At 71.7% G+C, this 22,092-nt stretch carries 22 protein-coding genes; 9 read left to right on the top strand and 13 right to left on the bottom strand.

Features of this window, described 5'->3' with window-relative positions; all coding sequences use genetic code 11:
- Window positions 1-44 precede the first annotated feature (44 nt).
- The 3 genes from ABZT47_RS26000 (at window position 45) to ABZT47_RS25990 (ending at window position 2,732) form a co-directional block, all read left to right on the top strand.
- Window positions 45-518, top strand: coding sequence for a MarR family winged helix-turn-helix transcriptional regulator (locus ABZT47_RS26000; protein ID WP_354847171.1), 474 nt, complete (start codon window positions 45-47; stop codon window positions 516-518).
- A gap of 111 nt (window positions 519-629) precedes the next feature.
- Window positions 630-1,118 (top strand): MarR family transcriptional regulator, encoded by a 489-nt coding sequence (locus tag ABZT47_RS25995; protein ID WP_354847168.1) that lies wholly within the window; start codon window positions 630-632, stop codon window positions 1,116-1,118.
- 75 nt (window positions 1,119-1,193) lie between these two features.
- Window positions 1,194-2,732: an MFS transporter gene (locus ABZT47_RS25990; RefSeq protein WP_354847166.1), complete on the top strand. Its 1,539-nt coding sequence runs from the start codon at window positions 1,194-1,196 to the stop codon at window positions 2,730-2,732.
- On the opposite strand, the gene ABZT47_RS25985 is transcribed toward ABZT47_RS25990, so the two are convergent.
- Entirely contained in the window at window positions 2,714-3,193 is a 480-nt protein-coding gene (locus ABZT47_RS25985) for a flavin reductase family protein (protein WP_354847163.1), read from the bottom strand. The genes ABZT47_RS25990 and ABZT47_RS25985 overlap by 19 nt on opposite strands.
- Before the next feature lie 170 nt (window positions 3,194-3,363).
- Between ABZT47_RS25985 and ABZT47_RS25980 the strand changes: the two genes are divergently transcribed.
- From ABZT47_RS25980 to ABZT47_RS25960, 5 genes are all read left to right on the top strand, one after another.
- Window positions 3,364-4,155: a helix-turn-helix domain-containing protein gene (locus ABZT47_RS25980; RefSeq protein WP_354847160.1), complete on the top strand. Its 792-nt coding sequence runs from the start codon at window positions 3,364-3,366 to the stop codon at window positions 4,153-4,155.
- A 186-nt stretch (window positions 4,156-4,341) separates the two neighbouring features.
- Window positions 4,342-4,566: a hypothetical protein gene (locus tag ABZT47_RS25975; RefSeq protein ID WP_354847157.1), complete on the top strand. Its 225-nt coding sequence runs from the start codon at window positions 4,342-4,344 to the stop codon at window positions 4,564-4,566.
- 200 nt (window positions 4,567-4,766) lie between these two features.
- Window positions 4,767-6,002, top strand: coding sequence for a helix-turn-helix transcriptional regulator (locus tag ABZT47_RS25970; RefSeq protein ID WP_354847154.1), 1,236 nt, complete (start codon window positions 4,767-4,769; stop codon window positions 6,000-6,002).
- Window positions 6,003-6,066: 64 nt separating this feature from the next.
- Window positions 6,067-6,489 carry an ATP-binding protein gene (locus tag ABZT47_RS25965; protein WP_354847151.1) on the top strand — a complete coding sequence of 141 codons (423 nt, stop codon included), beginning with the start codon at window positions 6,067-6,069 and terminating at the stop codon, window positions 6,487-6,489.
- 231 nt (window positions 6,490-6,720) lie between these two features.
- On the top strand, window positions 6,721-7,728 hold the full coding sequence (locus ABZT47_RS25960) for a zinc-binding alcohol dehydrogenase family protein (RefSeq protein WP_354847148.1): 1,008 nt from the start codon (window positions 6,721-6,723) through the stop codon (window positions 7,726-7,728).
- Between the two features lie 237 nt (window positions 7,729-7,965).
- On the opposite strand, the gene ABZT47_RS25955 is transcribed toward ABZT47_RS25960, so the two are convergent.
- Genes ABZT47_RS25955 through ABZT47_RS25940 form a run of 4 tightly spaced genes read right to left on the bottom strand, consistent with a single transcriptional unit; the run spans window position 7,966 to window position 11,398 of the window.
- A complete protein-coding gene (locus ABZT47_RS25955; RefSeq protein WP_354847146.1) occupies window positions 7,966-8,889 on the bottom strand; it encodes an ABC transporter substrate-binding protein in 924 nt (307 codons plus the stop codon).
- Between the two features lie 40 nt (window positions 8,890-8,929).
- Window positions 8,930-9,601 (bottom strand): ABC transporter permease, encoded by a 672-nt coding sequence (locus tag ABZT47_RS25950; protein ID WP_354847143.1) that lies wholly within the window; start codon window positions 9,599-9,601, stop codon window positions 8,930-8,932.
- Window positions 9,598-10,263 carry an ABC transporter permease subunit gene (locus ABZT47_RS25945; RefSeq protein WP_354847140.1) on the bottom strand — a complete coding sequence of 222 codons (666 nt, stop codon included), beginning with the start codon at window positions 10,261-10,263 and terminating at the stop codon, window positions 9,598-9,600. Before ABZT47_RS25945 ends, ABZT47_RS25950 begins: the two co-directional genes overlap by 4 nt.
- On the bottom strand, window positions 10,256-11,398 hold the full coding sequence (locus ABZT47_RS25940) for an ABC transporter ATP-binding protein (RefSeq protein WP_354847137.1): 1,143 nt from the start codon (window positions 11,396-11,398) through the stop codon (window positions 10,256-10,258). The genes ABZT47_RS25945 and ABZT47_RS25940 overlap by 8 nt, the downstream gene beginning before the upstream one ends.
- 393 nt (window positions 11,399-11,791) lie before the next feature.
- Between ABZT47_RS25940 and ABZT47_RS25935 the strand changes: the two genes are divergently transcribed.
- Entirely contained in the window at window positions 11,792-14,572 is a 2,781-nt protein-coding gene (locus tag ABZT47_RS25935) for a hypothetical protein (protein ID WP_354847134.1), read from the top strand.
- Between the two features lie 218 nt (window positions 14,573-14,790).
- Here ABZT47_RS25935 and ABZT47_RS25930 read toward each other — a convergent pair whose 3' ends face one another.
- From ABZT47_RS25930 to ABZT47_RS25895, 8 genes are all read right to left on the bottom strand, one after another.
- A complete protein-coding gene (locus ABZT47_RS25930) occupies window positions 14,791-15,792 on the bottom strand; it encodes a sigma-70 family RNA polymerase sigma factor (RefSeq protein WP_354847132.1) in 1,002 nt (333 codons plus the stop codon).
- An 11-nt stretch (window positions 15,793-15,803) separates the two neighbouring features.
- Entirely contained in the window at window positions 15,804-15,992 is a 189-nt protein-coding gene (locus tag ABZT47_RS25925; protein ID WP_354847129.1) for a DUF5134 domain-containing protein, read from the bottom strand.
- 75 nt (window positions 15,993-16,067) lie between these two features.
- Window positions 16,068-16,808, bottom strand: coding sequence for a DUF899 domain-containing protein (locus ABZT47_RS25920; protein WP_354847127.1), 741 nt, complete (start codon window positions 16,806-16,808; stop codon window positions 16,068-16,070).
- Between the two features lie 293 nt (window positions 16,809-17,101).
- Window positions 17,102-18,274, bottom strand: a complete 1,173-nt coding sequence (locus ABZT47_RS25915) for a lipid-transfer protein (RefSeq protein WP_354847124.1) — start codon at window positions 18,272-18,274, stop codon at window positions 17,102-17,104.
- A 71-nt stretch (window positions 18,275-18,345) separates the two neighbouring features.
- Window positions 18,346-18,753, bottom strand: a complete 408-nt coding sequence (locus ABZT47_RS25910; RefSeq protein WP_354847121.1) for a MaoC/PaaZ C-terminal domain-containing protein — start codon at window positions 18,751-18,753, stop codon at window positions 18,346-18,348.
- Entirely contained in the window at window positions 18,753-19,709 is a 957-nt protein-coding gene (locus ABZT47_RS25905; RefSeq protein WP_354847118.1) for a bifunctional MaoC family dehydratase N-terminal/OB-fold nucleic acid binding domain-containing protein, read from the bottom strand. Before ABZT47_RS25905 ends, ABZT47_RS25910 begins: the two co-directional genes overlap by 1 nt.
- Before the next feature lie 90 nt (window positions 19,710-19,799).
- Entirely contained in the window at window positions 19,800-20,954 is a 1,155-nt protein-coding gene (locus ABZT47_RS25900) for an acyl-CoA dehydrogenase family protein (protein WP_354847115.1), read from the bottom strand.
- Window positions 20,954-22,045 (bottom strand): acyl-CoA dehydrogenase family protein, encoded by a 1,092-nt coding sequence (locus tag ABZT47_RS25895; RefSeq protein WP_354847113.1) that lies wholly within the window; start codon window positions 22,043-22,045, stop codon window positions 20,954-20,956. The genes ABZT47_RS25900 and ABZT47_RS25895 overlap by 1 nt, the downstream gene beginning before the upstream one ends.
- Window positions 22,046-22,092 lie beyond the last annotated feature (47 nt).

The following is a 22,092-nucleotide window of genomic DNA, read 5'->3' as shown; positions in this document are numbered from 1 at the left end:
GGCTGGTCAACCTGGTTGTCTGCCATTGAGCGAGGTCGTCCATCGTGTCCACGAACCCGCCGGGCTACGAGCTTCCCCTCCGGTTGTTCCTGGGGTTTCGCACCATCATCGACGAGGTGCACGCCGAGCTGGCCCGGCAGGGGCATCCTGACGTGCGCCCGCTGCACGGGTTCGTCATGCAGGCCATCGGCACGCACGGCACGACGGCCGCCGAGCTCGGCCGAAGGCTCGGGGTCTCCAAGCAGGCGGCGGGCAAGACGGTCGACACGCTGGAGCGCGTCGGGTACGTCGAGCGCGGCTCGGACCCGCACGACGCCCGGCGCAAGGTAGTGCGGCTCACCGAGCGGGGGGTGGACAGCCTCGTGCGGTCGGCCCGCATCTTCGACGACATCCGGGCGCGGTGGGCCCAGGTCCTCGGCGAGGACCGCCTGCGCGCCCTGGAGGCCGACCTGCGGGAGGTCACCCCGGCCGACGTCTTCCGCCTGGACGTCCCGGGCTGGTTCGGCGGCTTCGACTGACCGACCGTCACCGGCCCGCCCGCGACCTCCGGGGGCCGGATCCATCGAACTCCGGCAAACGGCTCTGCTAGCGGATAATCCGGTACGGAACGACATCGTTATGCTGGAGGAATGACCGCCATGGCTCCCGCACCCACCACACCGGACCTGTCGTTCCTGCTGGACCACACCAGCCATGTGCTGCGCACGCGGATGGCGGCGGCCCTGTCCGAGATCGGACTCACGGCGCGTATGCACTGCGTGCTGGTGCACGCCGTCGAGGAGGAGCGGACGCAGGCCGAGCTGGCCGAGATCGGCGACATGGACAAGACCACGATGGTCGTCACCGTGGACGCCCTGGAGAAGGCCGGCCTGGCCGAGCGGCGCCCCTCCAGCAAGGACCGCCGGGCCCGCATCATCGCGGTCACCGAGGAGGGGGCGAAGGTCGCGGCACTCAGTCAGCGCATCGTCGACCGCGTCCACCAAACGGCGCTCGCGGGCCTGTCGAAGGACGAGCGGGAGCTGTTCCTGCGGGTGATGAACCGCCTGGCCACCGACGAACTGGCCACTCCGGCGGACAATCCGCAGCCGGTGCGGCGGGCGCGTCAGCGGGCAAGTTAGATCCGTCAGGGATCGTCTATAACAAAACCATCTGCTACGGTCTCTCTTGTCGTCTCATCCGACAGGAGAGAACCCATGTCCGCCACCTCCCCCTCGCACGCCGGCCCGTCCCCCTCGCACTCCGGCCCGCCCGCCGCGGAGCCGCCGCCCCCGGCCCGGCCCCGTTCCCGGTGGATCGCCCTCGGGGTGATCGCCACGGCGACGCTGATGACCATCCTCGACGGCAGCATCGTGACCGTGGCCATGCCCGCCATCCAGACCGACCTGGGCTTCTCCCCCGCCGGGCTGAGCTGGGTCGTCAACGCCTACCTGATCGCCTTCGGCAGCCTGCTGCTGCTCGCCGGCCGGCTCGGCGATCTGGCCGGCCGCAGGCGCGTGTTCCTGGCGGGGACCGCGGTGTTCACCGCCGCCTCGGTGCTCGCGGGCGTCGCCGCCGACCCCACCACGCTGATCGTCGCCCGATTCCTGCAGGGCGCGGGCAGCGCCATGGCCGCCGCGGTCGGGCTCGGCATCCTGGTGACGCTGTTCACCGAGCCGGCCGAGCGGGCGAAGGCCATCGCCGTGTTCAGCTTCACCGGCGCCGCCGGCGCGTCCATCGGTGCGGTGCTCGGCGGCCTGCTCACCGACGCCCTCACCTGGCACTGGATCTTCTTCGTCAACCTGCCCATCGGCGTGGCCGCCCTGGCGGTCGCCGTGCCCGTCCTGCCCCGCGACCGCGGGCTCGGCCTGCCGGCCGGGGCCGACGTCGCCGGCGCGCTCCTGGTGACCTCGGGGCTCATGCTCGGCATCCACACCGTCGTCCAAATCGAGACGCGGGGGTGGACCTCGCCGGCCACCCTCGGGTTCGGCGCCCTGTCGGTCGCGCTGCTCGCCGGGTTCCTCCTGCGCCAGGCGACCGCGCGGACCCCCCTCATGCCGCTGCGCGTGCTGCGGTCGCGGAACGTCTCGGGGGCCAACATCGTCCAGATGCTGATGGTCGCCGCGCTGTTCGCCTTCCAGGTCCTGACCGCGCTCTACACGCAGAAGGTGCTCGGGTACGGCGCGACCGCCACCGGCCTGGCGATGCTCCCCGCGGCGACCGCCATCGGCGCGGTGTCCCTCGGCATCTCGGCCCGGCTGTACGCCCGGTTCGGGGAGCGGGACGTGCTGCTGGTGGGCATCGCGCTCCTGATCGCGCAGCTCGTGCTGCTGGCCCGGGTCCCCGTGCACGCGAACTACGTGACCGACCTGCTCCCGCCGATGCTGCTGGCCTCCGGCTTCGGGCTGGCGATCCCGGCGCTGACCACGCTCGGCATGTCCGGCTCCGGTGAGCGGGACGCCGGGCTGGCCTCCGGGCTGTTCAACACCACCCAGCAGATCGGCATGGCGCTCGGCGTCGCCGTGCTGTCCACACTGGCCGCCTCCCGCACCGAGGGCCTCTCCGCGCACGGGGCGAGCCCGGCCGCGGCGCTGACCGGCGGCTACCGGCTGGCCTTCGCCGTCGGCGCCGGCCTGCTGACCGCGGCCTTCCTCGTCGCCCTGGTGGTGCTGCCCCGCCGGCCCCGCACTCCCGCCCGCGAGACCGGCAACGACCCGGCCGGAGCACGCGGCGAGGATCAGGTCAGCGCGCGGTAGCGCCCGCGCAGCCGCACCAGCGGCGGCAGCGCCGGGGCCACGTAGTCGACCCCCAGCACCTGGGCGAGGAAGAGCGTGTGGTCGCCGCCGGGGATCACCCGGGCGGTCTCGGCCTCGAGGGCGCCCACGCCGCCGTCGATGACGAAGGCCCCGGTGTGGCGGCCGCGGTGGTGCGGCGTCCCGGCGAGCAGCAGGCGCGCGCTCGGACGCCCGGGCGTGGCGAACCGGCTGGCCATCACCGCCTGGTCGCCGGAGAGCAGGGTCGCCGCCCAGCGGTCCTGGCGCAGCAGCACCTCGCACAGGTACCCGGTGGAGGCCAGGCTGAGCAGCACCATGGGCGGGTCGGCCGACAGCGAGGTGAACGTCGTCACCGTCGTGCCGATGTCGTCCCGCTCGTCCCGCACGGTGACCACCACGACCCCGGCGGCCAGCTGCCGCATCGCCTCCACGAACTCGTTCATGGCCCCCACTCCTACCACCGATCACCGACCCCCCGGCGCCCCGACCGCGCCCGACCCACACCGACCGGCCGGCCTCGGCCCACTCGGTCACGCCCAGCCCGCGGTGGGGACGGCGGGTCATACCCTGCGGGGTATCGCCGCGGGCACGGCGGCTCGGATACAACGGGGCGGTGAGCACGACGATGGAGGACACGCGGTTCGGCGAGGAGCTACGGCGCTGGCGCGAGCGCCGCAGGGTGAGCCAGCTCGAGCTCGCCATCAGCGCGGGCACCACACAGCGCCACCTCAGCTACATGGAGCGGGGCCGCTCGATGCCCGGCCGCACCATGGTCGTGCGGCTGGCCGAGTCGCTCGGCCTGTCGCCGCGCGAGCGCAACGGCCTGCTGCTCACCGCCGGATACGCGCCCGTCTTCCCCGAGTCGCGCCTGGACGAGCCGCTGCTGCGCCCGGTGCTCGACGCCCTGACCGGCGTCCTGGACGGCCACCTGCCCTACCCGGCGGTGGTCCTGCGCCCGTACGGGGAGGTGGTGGCGGCCAACAGCGCCATAGCCGTGCTCACCGAGGGGGCCTCGCCGGAGCTGCTCCGTCCGCCGGTCAACGTGCTGCGGCTGGCCCTGCACCCCGACGGCATGGCCCCGCGCGTGCGCAACCTCGCGGCCTGGGGCCGGCACATCATCGAGAACCTGAGTGCCATGGCCGCCAGGAGCCCCGACGCGCGGCTGGAGGGGTTCATCGCAGAATTGTCCGGCTACGTCCCCGCGGCCGACCCGGGGCCCGACCACCTGGGCTTCTCCGTGCCGCTGCGCCTGTGGTCGCCGGAGGGCGAGCTGCGCCTGCTCACCACGATCACCTCCTTCGCCACGGCCGTCGACGTCACCCTGGCCGAGCTGCACCTGGAGGCATTCCTGCCGGCCGACGAGCCCACGGCCGCCCTCCTCCACGCCCGAGCCCCTCGCCCCTGACCGGCGGCCTCCGCCGGCCGCCACTCGGCGCCCGCCCGGCACGCTCGGCAAGGTGGTCCTCAAGAGCTCCTGACCACCCAGCCGCCGGCCGTCAGGGCCAACGGCTATAAATCCATCGGAGTGAAGGTCGGCGATATGGCACCGACCGGCATTTCGCGTCGTGTCGAACGGCGATAAGGTGCCGACATGGCCGAAGTCGAATGGATGACCACCGATGCCGAGAACTTCGATCGCCGTAGCATTTCCGCCCGCGAGGGTCGATGTACCTGGCATGGCGAGTCACGTCCAGGAGAGAAATGCTCGGAGTCTCCGGTCACCGGGGTTCGCGCCTCGGGCGGCCGATGGCTGGCCTGCGAACGGGCGGTCGACCAGATCGTTGAGCAGTACAGCGTGGCTCGGCCCGTTTTGTGAACATGTGGGCTAGTTCTATCGGGATATCGAGGTAATCGACAAGTCGCACATAGCCGACCTTCACTGATCTCCTATTCACACAGCCGACCGTTCAGCTGACATATGGATCAATGGGGTTCATCTTTGGTACGGCCGCCTACTCGCCATCCGGCGCCTACGCTGGGAGCGCGGCAGTGGTCAAATCGTGAAGGTGGCGACCCATGAAGTCGACAGGTCTCGGCATTCTCATCGTGGACGTGGACGGCATCGGCTCGCGTGTGGGCGAGACGCGCAAGCTGCGGGGGCTGACCCAAGACGGCCTGGCACTGCTCATCCCTTGCTCCAAGAGCCTCATCTCACAAGTAGAGCGCGGCGCCAAACCGGCCACACCCTGGTTCGTGGCGGCCGTCGCGCGTGCGCTGCGCATCGACGTGACGGGGTTGACCGGCCAGCCCTACCGGGGCACGACCGAGCGCACGGACCGCGCGCATGCCGGCATCCCGGAGATCCGCCTCGCCATGAACCACTGGGTGGTGCCTCCGGACCTGGAGGCCACGCCTCGCCCATTGGACGTCCTACGCACGGACATCCGGTTCATCGGGCGACTGCTGGACAGCGTCGATTACATCGCACTCGGCCGGCGGCTGCCGGGCCTCATCGAGGAGTTGGCCGCCGTTCTGCACGACAGCGACGGCCGCAGGCGGAGGGAGGCGGCAAGGCTTCTGACGCACGCCTTCGTGGCGGCCAAGTCGGTGGCGTACCGCCTGGGTTACATCGACCTGGTGTCGGTGGCCGTCGAACGGGCCGAGCAGGCGGCGCAGGTGACGCAGGACCCGGAGCTGCTCGCCTTCATAGCCGAAGAACGCTGCCAGGTGTTCTTCGCCTCAGCGGCCTACCATTCGGGGCTGAAGTTCCTGCGCGCGGCGCACCGTGTCCACGACGACACGCTCCACGAAAGCGAGCCCGGCCTGGCCGTGGCCGGATCGATGCATCTGCGGGCCGCGATCATGGCGGCGCGCCTGGGAGCGGCCGGCAGGAGCGAAGCTTGGGCGCACATAGGCCAAGCACAGGAGTACGCCACACGTATCGGCCGCGATACCGATCATTACGGCCTCATCTTCGGCCCGGCCAATGTCCACATCCACGAGGTGGCGACGGCCATCGAGTTGGAGGACGCCGACGAGGCGCTACGACGGGATGAAGGCTTCGATCCGCCACCCGGCCTCGCTCCTGAACGCTCGTCACACCACTACATCGACGTGGCGCGCGCCCGTCTTCTGACAGGCGACCGCGGCCGGGCGCTGAAGGCACTCATCAAGGCGGACCGCCTCTCCCCCCAGCACACGCGGCACCATCCCATGGCACGCGAGACGGTCGCCGGTCTGCTGCGGGCACACTCACGGGCGCCCGAATCCTTGCGCTCCTTGGCCCAGCGGCTTGGCGTCAAACCCCGCTAGTCAACCCCGAAACTGGCACGCTCTGTGCCACTTCAAACGCAACGCGTTACATAACCTTCCCGGCATGTCTGTCAGCGGAACACCTACCTGGCCACTGACCACTCTGCTGGAACTGGGAGCACTGCCCTCGGCGGTACGGTGCGCCCGCGTGCACGCCAAGCTCGTACTGCGGGAGTGGGGCTTGGACAGCGTGGGCGAGGATGCCGAGTTGATCGTCTCAGAGCTGGTCACCAACGCCATCACGGTGACGAGGAGGCTGAGCACACCGGCCCCGCCTCCGGTACGGCTCCGGCTCCTGTCCGACCACCAGCGGCTCATCATCGAGGTGTGGGACGCGAGCGTGGAGCCGCCGCTTCCAGCCGAACCCGACCCGATGTCCTCCCATGGGCGAGGTCTGGTGCTGGTGGAGTCGCTGAGCGCGAAGTGGGCCTGGACGCTCACCCCTCAATGGGGCGGCAAGGTCGTGTGGTGCGAAGTCGGAGTCTGACCTTCCAGGCGGGTCAGATCACTTCGAGAGCCTCCGGTGGGCCGAGAGCCGCCCTCCTGGTGGGGGGCGGCTCCCCCACCCCGGCGCCGGATCACCTTCGGCACATGGCGGGGGAAGAGAACCGCGCCCGGCACCTCGTGGCCGACCGACCCCCGTCCAGAGGTGTTGCGGTCGACCCGCGTTCGCCCGGGCGCGTTACGGGCGGGGGGCGGGGTTGCGTACGGTCGTTGTATGACCGAGACGATGCGTGCGGTGGCCTACCGCAGATCCCTTCCCGTGTCCGACCCCGCCAGCCTGGAGGACGTCGAGCTGCCCGTCCCCACGCCGGGCCCGCGTGACCTGCTCGTGCGCGTCGAGGCGGTGTCGGTGAACCCGGTGGACACCAAGGTCCGCAAGGGCGACGATCCGGGGGGCACGCCGAAGGTGCTCGGCTGGGACGCCGCCGGGGTCGTCACCGCCGTGGGCTCCGAGGTCACGCTGTTCGAGGTGGGCGACGAGGTGTACTACGCCGGCTCGATCACCCGTCCCGGCTCCAACGCGCGCTACCAGGTCGTCGACGAGCGCATCGTCGGCCACAAGCCGCGGACGCTGGGCTTCGCGGAGGCCGCCGCGCTGCCGCTGACCACGATCACCGCCTGGGAGACGCTGTTCGACCGCTTCCGGCTGGACGCGGGCAGCACCGGAACCCTGCTCGTGCTGGGCGCGGCCGGCGGCGTCGGCTCGATGGTCGTCCAGCTCGCCCGCGCGCTGACCGGCATGACCGTCATCGGCACCGCCTCGCGGCCCGAGTCGCGCGAGTGGGTGCTCAGCCTGGGCGCCCACGAGATCGCCGACCACCACGACCTGGTCCGCAGCGTCCGGGCCGTGGCACCGCGCGGAGTGGACTACGTGTTCTCCCCCAAGACCGACGGCCTGATCGAGGCGTACGCCGAGCTGCTGCGGCCCGGCGGGCACATCACCGCCATCGACGAGCCCGAGGGGCTGGAGCTGCTGCCGCTGAAGTCCAAGAGCATCGCCTTCCACTGGGAGCTGATGTTCACCCGGTCGCTGTACGAGGCCGACGACATGATCTCCCAGCACGACCTGCTGGAGAAGGTCGCCGAGCTGGTCGACGCGGGCACGCTGCGCACGACCCTCACCACCGAACTGGCCCCGATCGAGGCCGCCACCCTCCGCAAGGCCCACGAGATGCTGGAAAGCGGCCGCACAATCGGCAAGGTCGTCGTGACCGGCTTCTGACCATCCCGGCCGTCGGCCCTCACGGCCGACGGCGTCCATAACGCGAGCGTGACGCTCGCCCCTTGATGGGACGGCAAGGTCGTGGAGCGTGACGGCGAAGTCTGACATTCCGGGCAGGTCACATCACTTCGCGAGCCTTAGGCGCGCCGAGAGCCGCCCTCCTGGTGGGAGGGCGGCTCTCGGGGTGGTGCTGTGGTCGTTCAGGAGGCGGCCCGCCGTCAGGGGCGGGCCGGTGGGTCAGGCGAGGCCGTTCTTGGTCAGCCAGTCCTTGGCGACGGCCGGCGGGTCGTCCTTGTCGACGGCCACGCGCTTCATCATGTCGACGAGCCCCGCGGTGTCGAGCTTGGCGGAGATGGCGTTCAGCGTCGTGCGCACGGTGTCGTTCGCGCCGGCCTTGTTGACCAGCGGGGTGACGTTCTGGGCGCTGAAGACGCTCTTGGGGTCCTGCAGCGGCACCAGGCCGTTGATCAGGATCTTCGGGTCGGTGGTGAAGACGTTGCCGACCTGGACGGCGCCGCTCTTGATGGCGTCCGCGGTGGTGTCGCCGGTCGGCTTCCACTCCTTGAAGGTCAGGCCGTAGACGTCCTTGAACTGGGCCTCACGGCGCTTCTTGAACTCCGGCGGGCCGCCGACCGCGAAGTCCTTGGCGACCTTGGCCAGGTCCTCGATCGTCGTCAGGCTGTACTTGGTGGCGGTGTCCTTGGTGACCGACAGCGAGTCGTTGTCCTCGGCCGGGGAGGAGTCGAGGATCTCCAGCTCGGAGGCGAGCTTGGACTTCAGCTCGGTGTTGACGTCGTCCTTGCTGGCGGCGGTGCTCTTGGGGTCCAGGAAGCTGAGCAGACCGCCGTTGTACTCGGGCAGGACGGTCAGCGCGCCGTTCTTGACCTGGTCGTAGATGACCTCGCGGCTGCCGATGTTGAACTTCTCCTCCACCTGGACGCCCTTGGCCTGCAGGGCCTGGGAGTAGATGGAGGCGAGAAGGACGTTCTCCGGGAAGTTGGCCGAGCCGACGACGACCTTGGCGGCCGCGGCGGAGCCGGAGCCGGTCGAGTTGGGGGCCGCGCTGGCGCCGGTGTCGCTGAGCGGGTCGCCCCCGCCGCACGCGCCCAAGGAGAGCACCGCGGTCAGCGCGACCGCAGCGGTGGTAATAATTCGCCTCATAAGTGACTTAAATCCCTTCCAAATCGGGGGGTATTACAGGTTACCGGAGCCCGGAACGGCGGCTCACCCCAGGTGAGACCACCACACGCTGCAGTAACGCGAAACAGAGCTGCACGACCAGGGCGAGGGCGGCCACGAGGACCGCTCCCCCGATCGTGCTGGGGAAGTCCTTGGTCGCCAGCCCGTCGATGATGTAGCGGCCGAGACCGCCCAGGCCGACGTACGCGGCCACGGTGGCCGTGGCCACCACCTGGATCGCCGCGACGCGCAGGCCGAGCAGGATCAGCGGCATCGCCACCGGGACCAGCACCTTCATCAGCACCTGGCCGCCGCGCAGGCCCATGCCGTACGCGGCGTCGCGCAGGTCGTCCTCCACGCCCCGGATGCCCTCGTAGGTGTTCACCAGGATGGGCGGGATCGCGAGCGCCACCAGCGGCAACAGCACCGGCCAGGTGGTGCCGACCCCGACGAGCAGCACGATCAGCACCACCAGCCCCAGGGTGGGCAGTGCGCGGGCGGCGTTGGCGGCGATCACCACGAGCACGGCGCCCCGGCCGGTGTGGCCGATCAGCAGCCCGAGCGGGATGGCGATGAGCATCGACAGCAGCAACGCCACCACCGAGAACTCGACGTGCTCCAGCAGCCGGGCCGGGATGCCACCCGGCCCCGACCAGTTCGCCGGATCGCCGAAGAAGTCGATCAGCCAGTTCACGCGGCCCTCCTGGCACGGGCCCACGGGGTGAGCAGGCGCTGCGCGAGCACGAGCAGGCCGTCGGCGAGCACGGCCAGCACCACGACCAGCACGATGCCAACGATGATCGGCGTGGAGAACTGGCGCTGCCAGCCGTCGATGAACAGGTAACCGAGCCCGCCTCGGCCGATCAGCGCGCCCACGCTGACCAGGCTGATGCTGGACACCGTCGCGACCCGCAGTCCGGCCAGCACGACCGGCACCGCGATCGGCAGGTCCACCTGGAGCAGTCGCCGCATCGGCCCGAAGCCCATGGCCACGGCCGACTGCCGCACGTGGTCGGGCACCGCCGCCAGCCCGTCCACCACCGCCGGGATCAGCACCGCCAGCGAGTAGAAGGTCAGCGGGATGATCACCGTGGTGCGCTCGGCCAGGCCGGTCAGCGGGATCAGCACGATGAACACCGCCAGCGACGGCAGGGAGTAGACCACGTTCATCAGGCTCACCGTGGGCTGGTAGAGCACCCGCCAGCGCGCGCTCGCCAGGCCCAGCGGCAGCGCGATGAGCAGCCCGAGCAGCACCGGGACCAGCGCCATGACGACGTGGTCCACCAGCAACTGCTGGATGCTCGGCCAGTTGCGCCCGATCCACGCCCAGCGGATCAGCGGCTCACCCTCACCCATGGGACGCCGTCCCCTCACCGGGCGACCGGCGCGCGCCGGCGCCGGCGAGCGCCTCGTCCATGGCCTGCCGGGTGACGACGCCCTCGAAGCGCCCGTCGCCGTCCACCGCGATCGCGCACCCGGACGGCGCGAGCAGCGCGGCGTCCAGCGCGGCGCGCAGGGAGTCGGTGCGCGGGTCGAACGTGCCGAACGGCAGCAACCCGTCGGAGGCGGGCGACCGTCCCGGGTCGTCCGCGCCCGGAGATTCCTCGGCACCGCCCGTCCCGGAGCGAGAGGCGCCGGTGGCCGAGCCGTCCGCGCGCCAGCCCAGGGGGCGGCCGTCCGCGTCGAGCACCACCGCCCAGCCGGGGACGTCCGGCTCGCGCCGCACCGCCACCCCCTCGGCCGGGACGAACGACAGCCGCCGGATGCCGCGGTCCCTGCCGAGGAACCCCTCGACGAAGTCGTCCGCGGGCTCGGCCAGCAGGGTCGAGGGATCGGCGATCTGGGCGAGATGGCCGCCCACCCGAAGCACCGCGACGGTGTCGCCCAGCTTGATCGCCTCGTCGATGTCGTGCGTGACGAACACGATGGTCTTGTGCAGCTCGGCCTGGAGCCGCAACAGCTCGTCCTGCAGGCTGGTGCGCACGACCGGGTCGACCGCGCTGAACGGCTCGTCCATCAGCAGCACCGGCGGGTCGGCCGCGAGGGCCCTGGCCACGCCGACGCGCTGCTGCTGCCCGCCCGAGAGCTGGAACGGGTAGCGCCCGGCGAGCTTGGTGTCGAGCCCGACGCGCTCCAGCAGCTCCATCGCGCGGGCGCGCGCCTTCTTCTTGTCCCAGCCGAGCAGGTACGGCACGGTCGCGACGTTGTCCACGATCTTGCGATGCGGGAACAGGCCTGCCTGCTGGATGACGTAGCCGATGCCGCGGCGCAGCGTGGGAGGATCGATCTGGCGGACGTCCTGGTCGTCCAGCAGGATGCGCCCGGACGACGCGTCGATCATCCGGTTGATCATCCGCAGTGACGTCGTCTTGCCGCAGCCCGAAGGCCCGACGAAGACGGTGATCGCCCCGGTCGGCACCTGGAGACTGAGATTGTCGACGGCCACCGTCCCGTCGGCATAACGCTTGGTGACGCCTTCAAATGTGATCACGCACGACCTCGTGCTTCTCGGCCGGGCCCCGTGGCCCGGAAACGTCGAGTCGGCTGCGCACGGCTACCACCCGCTCGGCAGCCCCCACGGTAGGTGACGGCCCGACCGCGGGTCCACTTGATCTTTCCCGACACAGCCTATGGGGATCTTCGACAATCTGTCCCAAGACCTCGCTCATGCCTACTTGTCAGCATTTCCGAAAAGGGGCATCGCGCCGTGTGCGTGCCCTTCTTCCTGGTACTTTCGCGATATCTATCAAAGTGGCATCGATTAGTGCGGTCCTCGGCCGCCCCTTGACATGATTGGCCCCCACGCTTCCACTGACGCTCCCTCTGACCTCTGCCGTCACACCCAACCCCCCGACCCCGCTCGAGAATTCCAGAGGTACCGGCTGTGACTCCATCGCTCATCGATCGCCGCCCTCGTGGCGAGCTGGTCGCCGAGCTCTACGACCGTCACGCCGCCGGGCTGTTCGCGTACTGCCACGACCAGCTCGGTGACACCGCCTCCGCCGCCAACACCCTGGTGGCCGTTCTCACCGGCGTCCCGGCCATCGAGCCCCCGCGCGCCGCCCTGTACGCGCTCGCACGCCGTGAGATCTACCGGCGCGATGTCGCCTACTCCTTCCCCTCGGTGGACCCCGCCGCCGACCCGGTGACCGCGCTGGTCGAACGGGTGGTGCGCGAGGTGCGCCCGCACCAGCGTGAGGTGCTGCTGCTGTCGGCGGTCTGCGGGCTCGACACCGTGGAGCTCGCGTGGGTCCTGGACGTCGCGGCCGACACGGCCGAGCAGCTCATGATCAGCGCACGTCACCGCTACGCCCGTTCCCTGGCCTCGGCCGTCTCCTCCGCCCGGGCCACCACGCCCTCCGCGCGGCTCGCCGCCGAGTACGACGTGCTCGGGGTCGCGCCCGCCGAGGAGTCCCTCGGCCGGCTGCCCTGGCGCACTCCCGCGCCGTCCCTGCGCACCCGCGTCCTCGCCGCGGTGCCCGAGGAACCCGCACCCGACACGGCCAAGGCGTCCGCGCGAGCCCCGCAGCAGAAGCGGTGGCCCACCACGCCGCGCTGGCCTCTGCCGCTCGCCGAGCCCAACCCGGTCACCAACGCCGGCGTCTTCCCCGCGCCGGAGCTCACGCCTCCGGCCCCCGGCCGCAGATCCAAGCACGAGGCCACCACCGAGCCGATGCCCAGACTCCGCGGCGCCTCCCGCCCCGCCGGAAAACCGGCTCGCGCGTCTCGCTCCCGTTTCCGCGCCACCGACGCGCCCACGCCCTCCTCCACGCACGCCCCCTCCGGCACGGCCGACGCCCCCGGCGTCACGTCCCGCACGACCGATGCCCCGGGCGCCCCCTCTCACCCCACCGACGTTTTCGGCGCCGCTTCCCACTCCACCGACGTCTTCGGCGCCGTTCCCCACTCGCCCGACGTCTTCGGCGCCGCTCCCCACTCCACCGACGTCTTCGGCGCCGCTTCGCACTCCACCGACGCCCTGAGCCCCACGTCCCGTACGACCGCTCCCTCGGACACCACGTCCCGCTCCACCGGCGTTCCGGGCACCGCATCCCACGTGGCCGGCGAAGCCCGGCCCTCCTCTCAGTCGGCGGACGAGCCCCGCACGTCCTCGCGTCCGGCCCAGGAACGGCGCGGCGCGTCTCGCCCGGACAGGAAGCGGGGCGCCCCTGGCGGCGAGGGCTCGCTGTTCAAGAACGCCCTGGCGAACGGCCAGTGGCCCACCCTGCAGCGCACCTTCAGTGTGGGCCCCACCTCCCCCGCCGCCACCCAGGAGTCGGCCGAGCACGGCCTCATCTCGTCCGCGCCCGCCCGGCCGGACCTGTTCCCCTCCCGGCCCGCCCCGCAGGACGTCGTCCCCTTCAGGCCCGATCCGCACGACCTGACCTCGTATGGGCCTGATTCGCAGCATCTCGCCCCGTTCAGGCCGGATTCGCACGACCTCGCCCTGTTCAGGGCCGCCGGACCCGGTTCGGTCACACCTGAGCCGGCGTCCGCCCCGTACGGCGTGATCGCCCCCTCCCGCGCCTCTCACGGCGCGGACGACCTCTCCGGAGGTCAGTCGCCTACGCACACGGCCGGTACCGACCCGGAGTCGCGGGACAGGCCGAAGTCTCCCCTGGCGGCGTTCCTCGCCGGAGCGCGGAACCTACTCAGGCGCACGAAGACCCCGGCATCCCCCGCTCCTACAGCCTCCCCCACGACGCCCCCCGTGCCCGAGGCCTGGCCCATGGGATCGTCCACGGCCTGGCCCGCGGAGCCACCCGCGCCTCGGGGAGCAGCCTCGGCGCCTCCGCTGCCCGCTTCCGGCGCCACCTTCGTCGCCCCTACGGCGGCCCACGACGGGGTACCCGCGTCATCCCAGCGCCCGTTCCCCGCCGTGCCCACGACGTCCCACGTGGCAGCGGCCTCTAGCGCGGCGCCCCCGTTCCCTGAGGCTCCCCTGTTCCCCGAAAGCGGCCCGGCCTCCGGTGCACCCCCGCTCCTCGATCTGGGGTCGGCCTTCGGCGCACCGCCGTTCCCCCCGGGCGGCTCGGCTTCGGGCGCACCGCCGGTCTTCGCGGCGCCGCCGCCCGCGTTCGGCGCGGCCTTCTCCGCGTTGGAGGCGCCGCCCGCACAGGACGACTTCCCCGCCGACGCGAGCTTCGGGGACGGCCCTTCGACGGTCGAGATGCCCGCGATCTCCGCGTCCATCCCCGCCGCCCACGCCGAGGCCCCCGCGTCCGTCGAACCGGCGATCGCGTCCGCCTTCTCCCCCTCCGTGGAGATCCCGGCGCCGGACGCCGGACCGGCGGCCACCGGACACGCGCCGGCCTCCACGACCTCGGAGCCCGCGTCCACGAACCCCGAAACCCCCGCCACGAGGTCCGAGCCCCCTGCCGCGGACCCCGCATCCACGCCCTCGAAGACCGGGGCCGCGTCCACGGCGTCCGGGCCGTCCCTGGCCTCCGGGGACGGGGACGATCCCGCGTCCGAGGCCGCCCCGGCGGGCGTCACGGCCACGGCGTCAGGCGGAGTCACCCGGCCGCGCCGCCACGACCGGCTGAAGCCGATCAAGATCGGCGAGCACCACTACGACTGGCTCTGGGAACTGGCCGGTTTCCTGCTGTGCGTCGCCATCGCGATGCTCGTCTTCTTCGCAGTCCCCACGATCGTCACCCCATAGTGCTGCGACCGGCGCACGTGCGCCGGTCACCCACCGCACACGGCGCCGGATTCGCCGTCCCCCGTCCCGCCGACCCGGCGCCGGAGTAGGTCCAGCCATGGCGGGAAGAGCATCGCACCCCGGCGACGGCGAAGGCCCCGCCAGGGCCAGGCGAGGACCGTCGACCGGCCTCGCTTGTCGGGCGGTCGACTCAGGGGGTGGACTTCCGGCGCGACACGCTAAAGCTCCGGTGGCAGGCCGCATGCCGGGAACAGGTCGGCGTCGAGGAAGGCCACGACGTGCCCTACGCCCGCGGCGGTGACGGTCAGCACCTGCAGGGCGTGCGGCCGGTGGACGCCGTCGTCGCCTCGCGCGTAGGAGCCGAAGGCGGGTTGTTCGTTCACGCGCGCCGGGACCATCCGGTAGCCGCCTCCGGCCAGGATCCTGGCGCCGAGGAACCGTCCGACCGTCTCGCGTCCGCTGAACCAGGTGGGGATCGGCGGCATCTCCCAGACGACGTCGTCGGCCAGCACCGCCATCAGGGCGTCGACGTCGGCGTTCTCGAACGCGGTCGCGTACCGGTCGAGCAGCTCGCGCTGGGCCGGGTCGTCCGGCTCGGTGAGCCCTTCCGGGGTGGGCGCGATCTGGCTGAGCTGCGCCCGGGCGCGCTGCAACGCGCTGTTGACCCCGGCCGTCGTGGTGCCGAGCAGGTCGGCGACCTCGCCTGCCCGCCAGGCGAGCACGTCGCGCAGGATCAGCACCGCGCGCTGCCGGCCGGGAAGGTACTGCAACGCGGCGATGAACCCCAGCCGCATGGTCTGCCTGGCCTCGACGATGACGGCCGGATCGTCGGAGGCGGTGCCGAACAGTGCGCCGGGAGCCGGTTGCAGCCATGGCACCTCAGGCAGCCGGGAGCGCGGCGATGCGTCCGGGTCGTGGCTCGGGCCGCCCAGCCCGGAGGGCAGCGGCCGGCGGCCGTTGCCCTCCAGCGCCTTGAGGCAGGTCCGCGTCGCGATGCGGTACAGCCAGGTGCGCATCGAGGAGCGGCCTTCGAAGCCGGCGTACCCGCGCCACGCCTGCAGGTAGGTGTCCTGGAGCGCGTCCTCGGCGTCGTGGACCGAGCCGAGCATCCGGTAGCAGTACGCCAGCAGTTCCCGTCGGAAGGGTTCGCTCAGCCGGGCGAACCCGTCGTCGGACGCTCCGGGCGCCGGGTCCGCCGGCAGCCGCGCCGTAGGCGTCACGGCACCTCCGCTCATCCCATCGTCCAGAACATGAACGCCATCGCCGCGGCCATGAGGGCGTGAGCGAGGTGGGAGATCCTTTCGGCGGCGCCCCGTGCCCCGTCGCCGGAAGCGGGTCGCGCGCCGCGGAACAGGAACCACAGTCCTGTGGCCGCGAACGCCAGTATGAGCGTCCATCTGAGTGGTATCGACTCGATCATCGCAGGACTCCGTGTCCGGGACGGAGGGGTGACGCCCCGTCGGTGGGGGCCTCACCCGCCTTGCCGCCCGCGTGCTCAGTGGTGGTGGGGGTGGTGGTGGTCGTCGCCCGCGCCGTCGCCGTAGGTGTCGTGGTAGGGGAACTGGTTGACGTAGCGGTCCCGCCCGAGGGGCGTCAGGTCGAGGTAGTGGTAGGTGCTCAACAGCACCTCGGCGCCGCGCCCGTAGGTCGAGTAGGTGTGGAAGACGGCGTCCTGGTCGCGGACGAAAACGCTCAGGCCCTGCGCGTCGCCGTTGACCGCGTACTCCAGGCCCTCACGTTCCATGGCGGCCCTGTTCTTGTAGTTGTACTGGACCGGTGCGACGGACTCGTCGTTGGTGACGTGGAAGTCGTAGTTGAAGTCGCTCCTGGCCGAGGAGTACCACGGGATGGTCCATCCCATCCGCGCCCTCCACCTGTCGATCTTCGACAGCGGCGCGCGGGAGACGAGCGCGAACGTGGTGTCGCTGCCGTGCAGGTGCTCGAGGCGGCCCACGTTGTCGACCGCGAACGAGCAGCTCGGGCAGCCCTCTTCCCAGCCGTCGTTCCACATGAAGTGATAGACGATGAGCTGGCGGCGGCCCTCGAACAGCTCGCCGAGGCGCGCCTTGCCGGCCGCGCTCTCGAACTCGTACTCCTTGTCGATCTTCACCATGGGCAGTTCGCGGCGCTGTGCGGTGACCGCGTCCTGCGCCCGCATGACCTCCTTCTCCCTGTCGAGCAGTCTCAGCCGGGCCGCCAGCCACTCGTCACGGGACGCCGTCTGCGGAAGAGCCATCGTCTTCCCTCTCTACTGAAGTCGATCACGATGTGGGCGGACGGCGGAACCGGCGGCCGTGGCCTCGGCGAGCCCGACCGACCGGCATCGGACACCGGATCGCGCGGTCGGCGAGCCGTCCACATGTACAGAGGCGCCATGGCGCGAAAACTCATCGGAGAGGGTCCGGAGAGCAGGCGGCGTCCTGTGCGCGCCCTTCAGCGGGCCCGCGCACGCCGGTCGCGTGAGGCCGGTCGCGCGCGTCGCCTGGTCGGGCGCGTCGCGTGGTCGGGCGCGGGGATCGGTCGCGAGAGTCAGTCGCGGGAGAGGATGAGGCCGCTGGTGGGGACGCCGGTGCCGGCGGTGACCAGGACGTTCTGGACGCCGGGGACCTGGTTGACGGAGGTGCCGCGCACCTGCCGCACGGCTTCGGCGATGCCGTTCATGCCGTGGATGTACGCCTCGCCGAGCTGACCGCCGTGCGGGTTGACCGGCAGATGGCCGTCGATCTCGATGCCCCCGCCGGCGATGAAGTCGCGCGCCTCTCCCCTGGCGCAGAAGCCCAGCTCCTCGAGCTGGGTGAGCACGAACGGGGTGAAGTGGTCGTACAGGATGGCCGTCTGGATGTCCTGCGGCGACATGCCCGACATCTCCCAGAGGCCGCGCGCCACGACGCCCATCTCCGGAAGTCCCGCCATGTCGTCGCGGTAGAAGCTGGTCATCATCATCTGCCCGGCGCCCGACCCCTGCGCGGCCGCCGTGATGACCGCCGGAGAGCGCCGCAGGTCCCTGGCCCGCTCCGCCGAGGTGACGACCAGGGCCACGGCCCCGTCGCTCTCCTGGCAGCAGTCGAGCAGGTGCAGCGGCTCGACGATCCACCTGGACGCCTGGTGCTCCTCCAGCGTGATGGGCCGCTGGTAGAACCAGGCCGCCGGGTTGGCGGCCGCGTGACGGCGCATGGCCACGGCGACGCGGCCGTAGTCCTCGGAGGTGGCTCCGTAGGTGTGCATGTACCGCCGGGCGAACATCGCGACCCACGCGGCAGGCGTCAGCAGCCCGAACGGGGCGTGCCACCCCATCTCGACGCCGAGCGAGGACGGCTCGCCGCCGAGCCCGGCGTTCGGCTGGCCGAACCTGCGCCCGGACCGCTCGTTGAAGGCCCGGTAGCACACCACGGTGGAGGCGACGCCGGTGGCGACGGCCATGGCGGCCTGGAGCACCGTGCCGCACGCCGCGCCTCCCCCGTACTCGACGCGGGAGAAGAACGACAGGTCGCCGATGCCGGTCTCGCGGGCGACGGCGATCTCCTGGTTGGCGTCCTGGGTGAAGGTGACCAGGCCGTCCACGTCGGACGGCGAGAGGCCGGCGTCGTCCAGCGCGGCGAAGACGGCTTCGGCGGCGAGCTGGAGCTCCGTGCGGCCGGACTCCTTGGAGAACTCGGTGGCGCCGATGCCCGCGAGGGCCGCGCGGCCGGAGAGCGAGTGCACGTGGTGAGCCCTTTCTGGTGACGTCGGCCCTGGCGGGGAGCACACCCTCCGGGCGGAGGGCGGGGCGCCGGTCAGCGGGGGAGGGTGAGGCGCACGGTGCCGATGGCGTGGTCGCCCAGGCTGACGGCGCCGCGGACCTCGACGGTCACCTCGCCGTCCCGCCGCTCGGTGACGACGCCGCTGAAGGTCAGGGTGTCCCCGGCGTACGCGGGCACGCCGAGGCGGACGTTGATGCCGCGGATCAGGGCCTCGGGCCCGGCCCAGTCGGTGACGTACCGCTCGACCAGCCCCATGGTGGTGAGGATGTTGAGGAAGATGTCCGCCGACCCCTGGGCCCTGGCGCCCGCGACGTCGTGGTGGACCGGCGTGAAGTCCATGGTCGACAGGGCCGTCGCGATGACGGTGGTCGGTGTGAGCTCGATGCGCAACGGCGGCAGCGCGGTCCCGCGCTCGATCTCGTCTTCGGTCAGTGTGCGCATCAGGACTCCTGGGGTACCCACATCGGCAAGGTCAACTTGTCGTCCATTTCGCGGTATGCCACTCGTACCGGCATACCGATGCTCACGCTTTCCGGTGGGCATTCCACGACATTTCCGACAATTCGTATTCCCTCCGGCAGCGCGATCACCGCCACCACGAAAGGCGGGTCCAGCCCCGGCATCGGAGGAGCGTGGTGCACCACGAAGCTGTAGACCTCGCCGACCCCGCTCACCACGGCGTACACCCGGTTCGCCGACCGGCAGGACGGGCAGATCGGTCCGGGCGGGTGCCGCAGTTCGCCGCAGTCACCGCATTTCTGGATGCGCAACTCGCCTTCCCGGACACCCTCCCAGAAGAACGCCGTGTCCCGGTTGACGGCCGGCGTCAGAGGGTAGGCGGCGCGCTTCTCGGGCGCGGCTTTCTCCTCCCGCGGACGAAACTTCAATACCCGGAACATCATCTCCGCGACGGGTTCGTGTTCGGAGTACCAGGTGACCAGCCAGGTCACGAAATATCCGGTTCCGAGCGCCGTGGTCTTCGGCCCGCTCAGCCCGGTCAGCCGCGTGGCCGGCACCAGCCGCTCCCCCAGCCGCACGTACCGGTGGTAGGTCTGCTCGCAGTTGGTGGCCACCACGCCGGTGAAGCCGCCCTCGTCGAGCGTGCGCAGCACGTCGTCCACCGGGGTGCCCGCGCCGCCGGGCGGGCCGAGCCCGGCCATCGTCCACACCTGCGCCATCGCGGGCGGCGCGACGATCTCCCCGTGCACGCTCGCGGCGGCGAACGCCTCGTCGGTGTAGACGGGGTTGGCGTCCCCCATCGCGGTGGTCCAGTGGCGGATCATCGGCAGGTTGACCGGATCGGCCGCCGGGGCGCCGCGGACCTCGCCCACCGCGATGCGCGCCTCCGCCAGGGCGACGAGCCGCTCGTGCAGGTCCTGCCCGGCCGTCGTGGTCATCTCCGTCCTCCGCCCGTGCCCGTCGTGCCCGTCACCGTCTCGGCCCTCCCGCGTCCCTGTCGTCCTCCCGCGTCCCTGTCGTCCTCGCGCTCACCGGGGCGGGCGGGGCAGCCCGAGGCCGAGCATCGCGATGAGCTCGCGCTGGACCTCGTTCACCCCGCCGCCGAAGGTCAGCACGATCGCCCCCTTGACCGACCGGTCGAGCTGCTCGACGAACGCGGCGGTCTCCGGGTCGGACAGGTCGCCGAACCGCGCGAGCGTCTCCCCGACGATCCGCCCGACCTCCTGCATGCGCTCGGAGCCGTAGATCTTGGTGGCGGAGGCGTCCGGCGCGCCGAGCCAGCCGAGGCCCATGTTCGCGGCGACCTGCCAGTTGAGGAGTTCGTTGGTGCGGAAGCAGGCGTAGACGCGGGCGATGGCCCGGCGCACGGCGGGCTCGTCGATGGCGCCGGTGCGCCGGGCCCAGGCGGAGAACCGGTCGTACACGCGGGCGAGGTTGCCGGCCGGGCCGAGGGTGACCCGCTCGTGGTTGAGCTGGTTGACGATGAGGTCCCAGCCCTTGTTCTCCTCGCCGACCAGCATGTCCGCCGGCACCCTGACGTCGGAGTAGTACGTCGAGTTGGTGTGGTGGCGGCCGTCCATGGTCACGATCGGCGTCCAGGAGTACCCCGGGTCGCGGGTGTCGGCGATCAGCATCGAGATGCCGCGGTGCTTCTTGGCACCGGGGTCGGTGCGGGCGGCCAGCCAGATGTACCCGGCGTAGTGCGCGCCGGAGGTGAAGATCTTCTGGCCGTTGACGACGTAGTGGTCGCCGTCCCTGACCGCCGTCGTGCGCAGCGAGGCCAGATCGGTGCCGGCGCCCGGCTCGCTGTACCCGATCGCGAAGTGGCAGTCGCCGGCCAGGATGCGGGGCAGGAAGAACTCCTTCTGCTCCGTCGTGCCGTACTGCATAAGGGTCGGGCCCACCGTCTGCACGGTGATGATCGGGTACGGCACGTCGGCGCGGGCGATCTCGTTGGCGAAGATCTGCTGCTCCAGCGGCCCGTAGCCGCCACCGCCGTACTCCTCGGGCCAGCCGAGCCCGAGCTTGCCGTCGCGGCCCAGCCTGCGGCAGTGCTCCATGTACGCCTCGCCGAACGGGTCCTCGGAGATCTTGGCGCGGTCTTCGTCGGTCAGGCAGGCGGCGAAGTACTCCCGCAGCTCCTCGCGGAGCCGCTTCTGCTCGGGGGTCAGGTCGATCAGCATCAGACGAGGGCTCCCATCATGTCGAGCCGGGCCTCCGCGCCGCCGAGCAGGTGCGCCCGGTGCTTGCCCCAGGCGAAGTGGCGGTGCAGCGGGTAGGTGACGTCCAGGCCGAGGCCCCCATGCAGGTGCTGGCAGGTGTAGAGAGCGGCGAGGGCGGCGTCGGCGGCCGTGTGCGCGGCGACCTCGAGGTCCACGTCGGCCTCCTCGGCGAGCCCCTGGTCCACCCGCCACGCGCCCGCCCAGACGGCCACGTCCAGCGCCCGCCCGGCGATGTAGACGTCGGCGATCTGCATGGTCACCGCCTGGAACTCGGCCAGGGCGCGGTCGAACTGCCTGCGGGTCTTGATGTGCTCGGTGGTCAGGGCCAGCGCGCCCGCGAGGACGCCGGAGGCGCTCGCCGTCAGGGCGACCAGCGCCAGGCGCCGCAGGGCGGCGAACGCGGCGCCGTCCGGCTCGCCGAGCGGCTCGGCCGGGGTGTCGGAGAGGATCAGCGTCGCGGCCGGCTCGCCGGTAGAGGTGGGCGCCGGCGCCAGGGTCGCCGCCCCCGGCTCGACGAGGAAGAGCCCGACGCCCCGCGGCGTCACGGCCGGGACGACGATCGCGGCGGCCTCGGCGGCGTAGGAGACCATGGTCTTGCGCCCGGAGAGCGCCCACGCGCCGCCGGCTCCGCCGGGACGGGCCTCGGTGAGCGGGGGCGTGCCGAGGTCGCGGCCGGGTTCCATGAGCGCGGCGGTCAGCACGACCTCGCCCTCGGCCAGGCGCGCGGCGAGCGCGCGCTGCGCGGCCGAGCCGTACCGGCCGATCACCATGGCCGCGACCAGGCCGTCCTGCAGGGGGACGGGGACGACCCGCGCTCCGGCCTCGCGCGCGACCACGGCCATCGCCACGGCGCCGAGCCCGGCGCCGCCGGCCTCCTCCGGCAGGCAGGCCCCGATGAGCCCCGCCCGCGCCACCGCCCGCCACAGTTCGGCGTCGTAGGGCTGCCCGCTCTTCTCGTGGGCGGCGAGGCGGTCGTGCCCGGCCTCCCGGCCGAACAGGCCCGCGGCCAGCTCTTTCAGCTCCGCCTGCGTCTCGTCGAGGTCGAAATCCATCACGACGCCTTCCGTGCGCCCGGTCGAGCCCGGTGGGAGTCCAGTGG

Source organism: Sphaerisporangium sp. NPDC005289 (genome assembly GCF_040607455.1).
Taxonomy (GTDB): Bacteria; Actinomycetota; Actinomycetes; order Streptosporangiales; family Streptosporangiaceae; genus Sphaerisporangium; species Sphaerisporangium rhizosphaerae.
Note: the sequence above shows the minus strand (reverse complement) of the source record. Positions and strands in the feature narration are given on the sequence as shown.

Excerpts from the sequence above, each read along its gene's own strand:
- ABZT47_RS25995 (WP_354847168.1), top strand. The coding sequence starts at position 630 with ATGACCGCCATGGCTCCCGCACCCACCACACCGGACCTGTCGTTCCTG.
- ABZT47_RS25990 (WP_354847166.1), top strand. The coding sequence starts at position 1,194 with ATGTCCGCCACCTCCCCCTCGCACGCCGGCCCGTCCCCCTCGCACTCC.
- ABZT47_RS25985 (WP_354847163.1), bottom strand. The coding sequence starts at position 3,193 with ATGAACGAGTTCGTGGAGGCGATGCGGCAGCTGGCCGCCGGGGTCGTG.
- ABZT47_RS25975 (WP_354847157.1), top strand. The coding sequence starts at position 4,342 with ATGGCCGAAGTCGAATGGATGACCACCGATGCCGAGAACTTCGATCGC.
- ABZT47_RS25970 (WP_354847154.1), top strand. The coding sequence starts at position 4,767 with ATGAAGTCGACAGGTCTCGGCATTCTCATCGTGGACGTGGACGGCATC.
- ABZT47_RS25965 (WP_354847151.1), top strand. The coding sequence starts at position 6,067 with ATGTCTGTCAGCGGAACACCTACCTGGCCACTGACCACTCTGCTGGAA.
- ABZT47_RS25960 (WP_354847148.1), top strand. The coding sequence starts at position 6,721 with ATGACCGAGACGATGCGTGCGGTGGCCTACCGCAGATCCCTTCCCGTG.
- ABZT47_RS25955 (WP_354847146.1), bottom strand. The coding sequence starts at position 8,889 with ATGAGGCGAATTATTACCACCGCTGCGGTCGCGCTGACCGCGGTGCTC.
- ABZT47_RS25945 (WP_354847140.1), bottom strand. The coding sequence starts at position 10,263 with ATGGGTGAGGGTGAGCCGCTGATCCGCTGGGCGTGGATCGGGCGCAAC.
- ABZT47_RS25925 (WP_354847129.1), bottom strand. The coding sequence starts at position 15,992 with ATGATCGAGTCGATACCACTCAGATGGACGCTCATACTGGCGTTCGCG.
- ABZT47_RS25920 (WP_354847127.1), bottom strand. The coding sequence starts at position 16,808 with ATGGCTCTTCCGCAGACGGCGTCCCGTGACGAGTGGCTGGCGGCCCGG.
- ABZT47_RS25910 (WP_354847121.1), bottom strand. The coding sequence starts at position 18,753 with ATGCGCACACTGACCGAAGACGAGATCGAGCGCGGGACCGCGCTGCCG.
- ABZT47_RS25905 (WP_354847118.1), bottom strand. The coding sequence starts at position 19,709 with ATGACCACGACGGCCGGGCAGGACCTGCACGAGCGGCTCGTCGCCCTG.
- ABZT47_RS25900 (WP_354847115.1), bottom strand. The coding sequence starts at position 20,954 with ATGCTGATCGACCTGACCCCCGAGCAGAAGCGGCTCCGCGAGGAGCTG.
- ABZT47_RS25895 (WP_354847113.1), bottom strand. The coding sequence starts at position 22,045 with ATGGATTTCGACCTCGACGAGACGCAGGCGGAGCTGAAAGAGCTGGCC.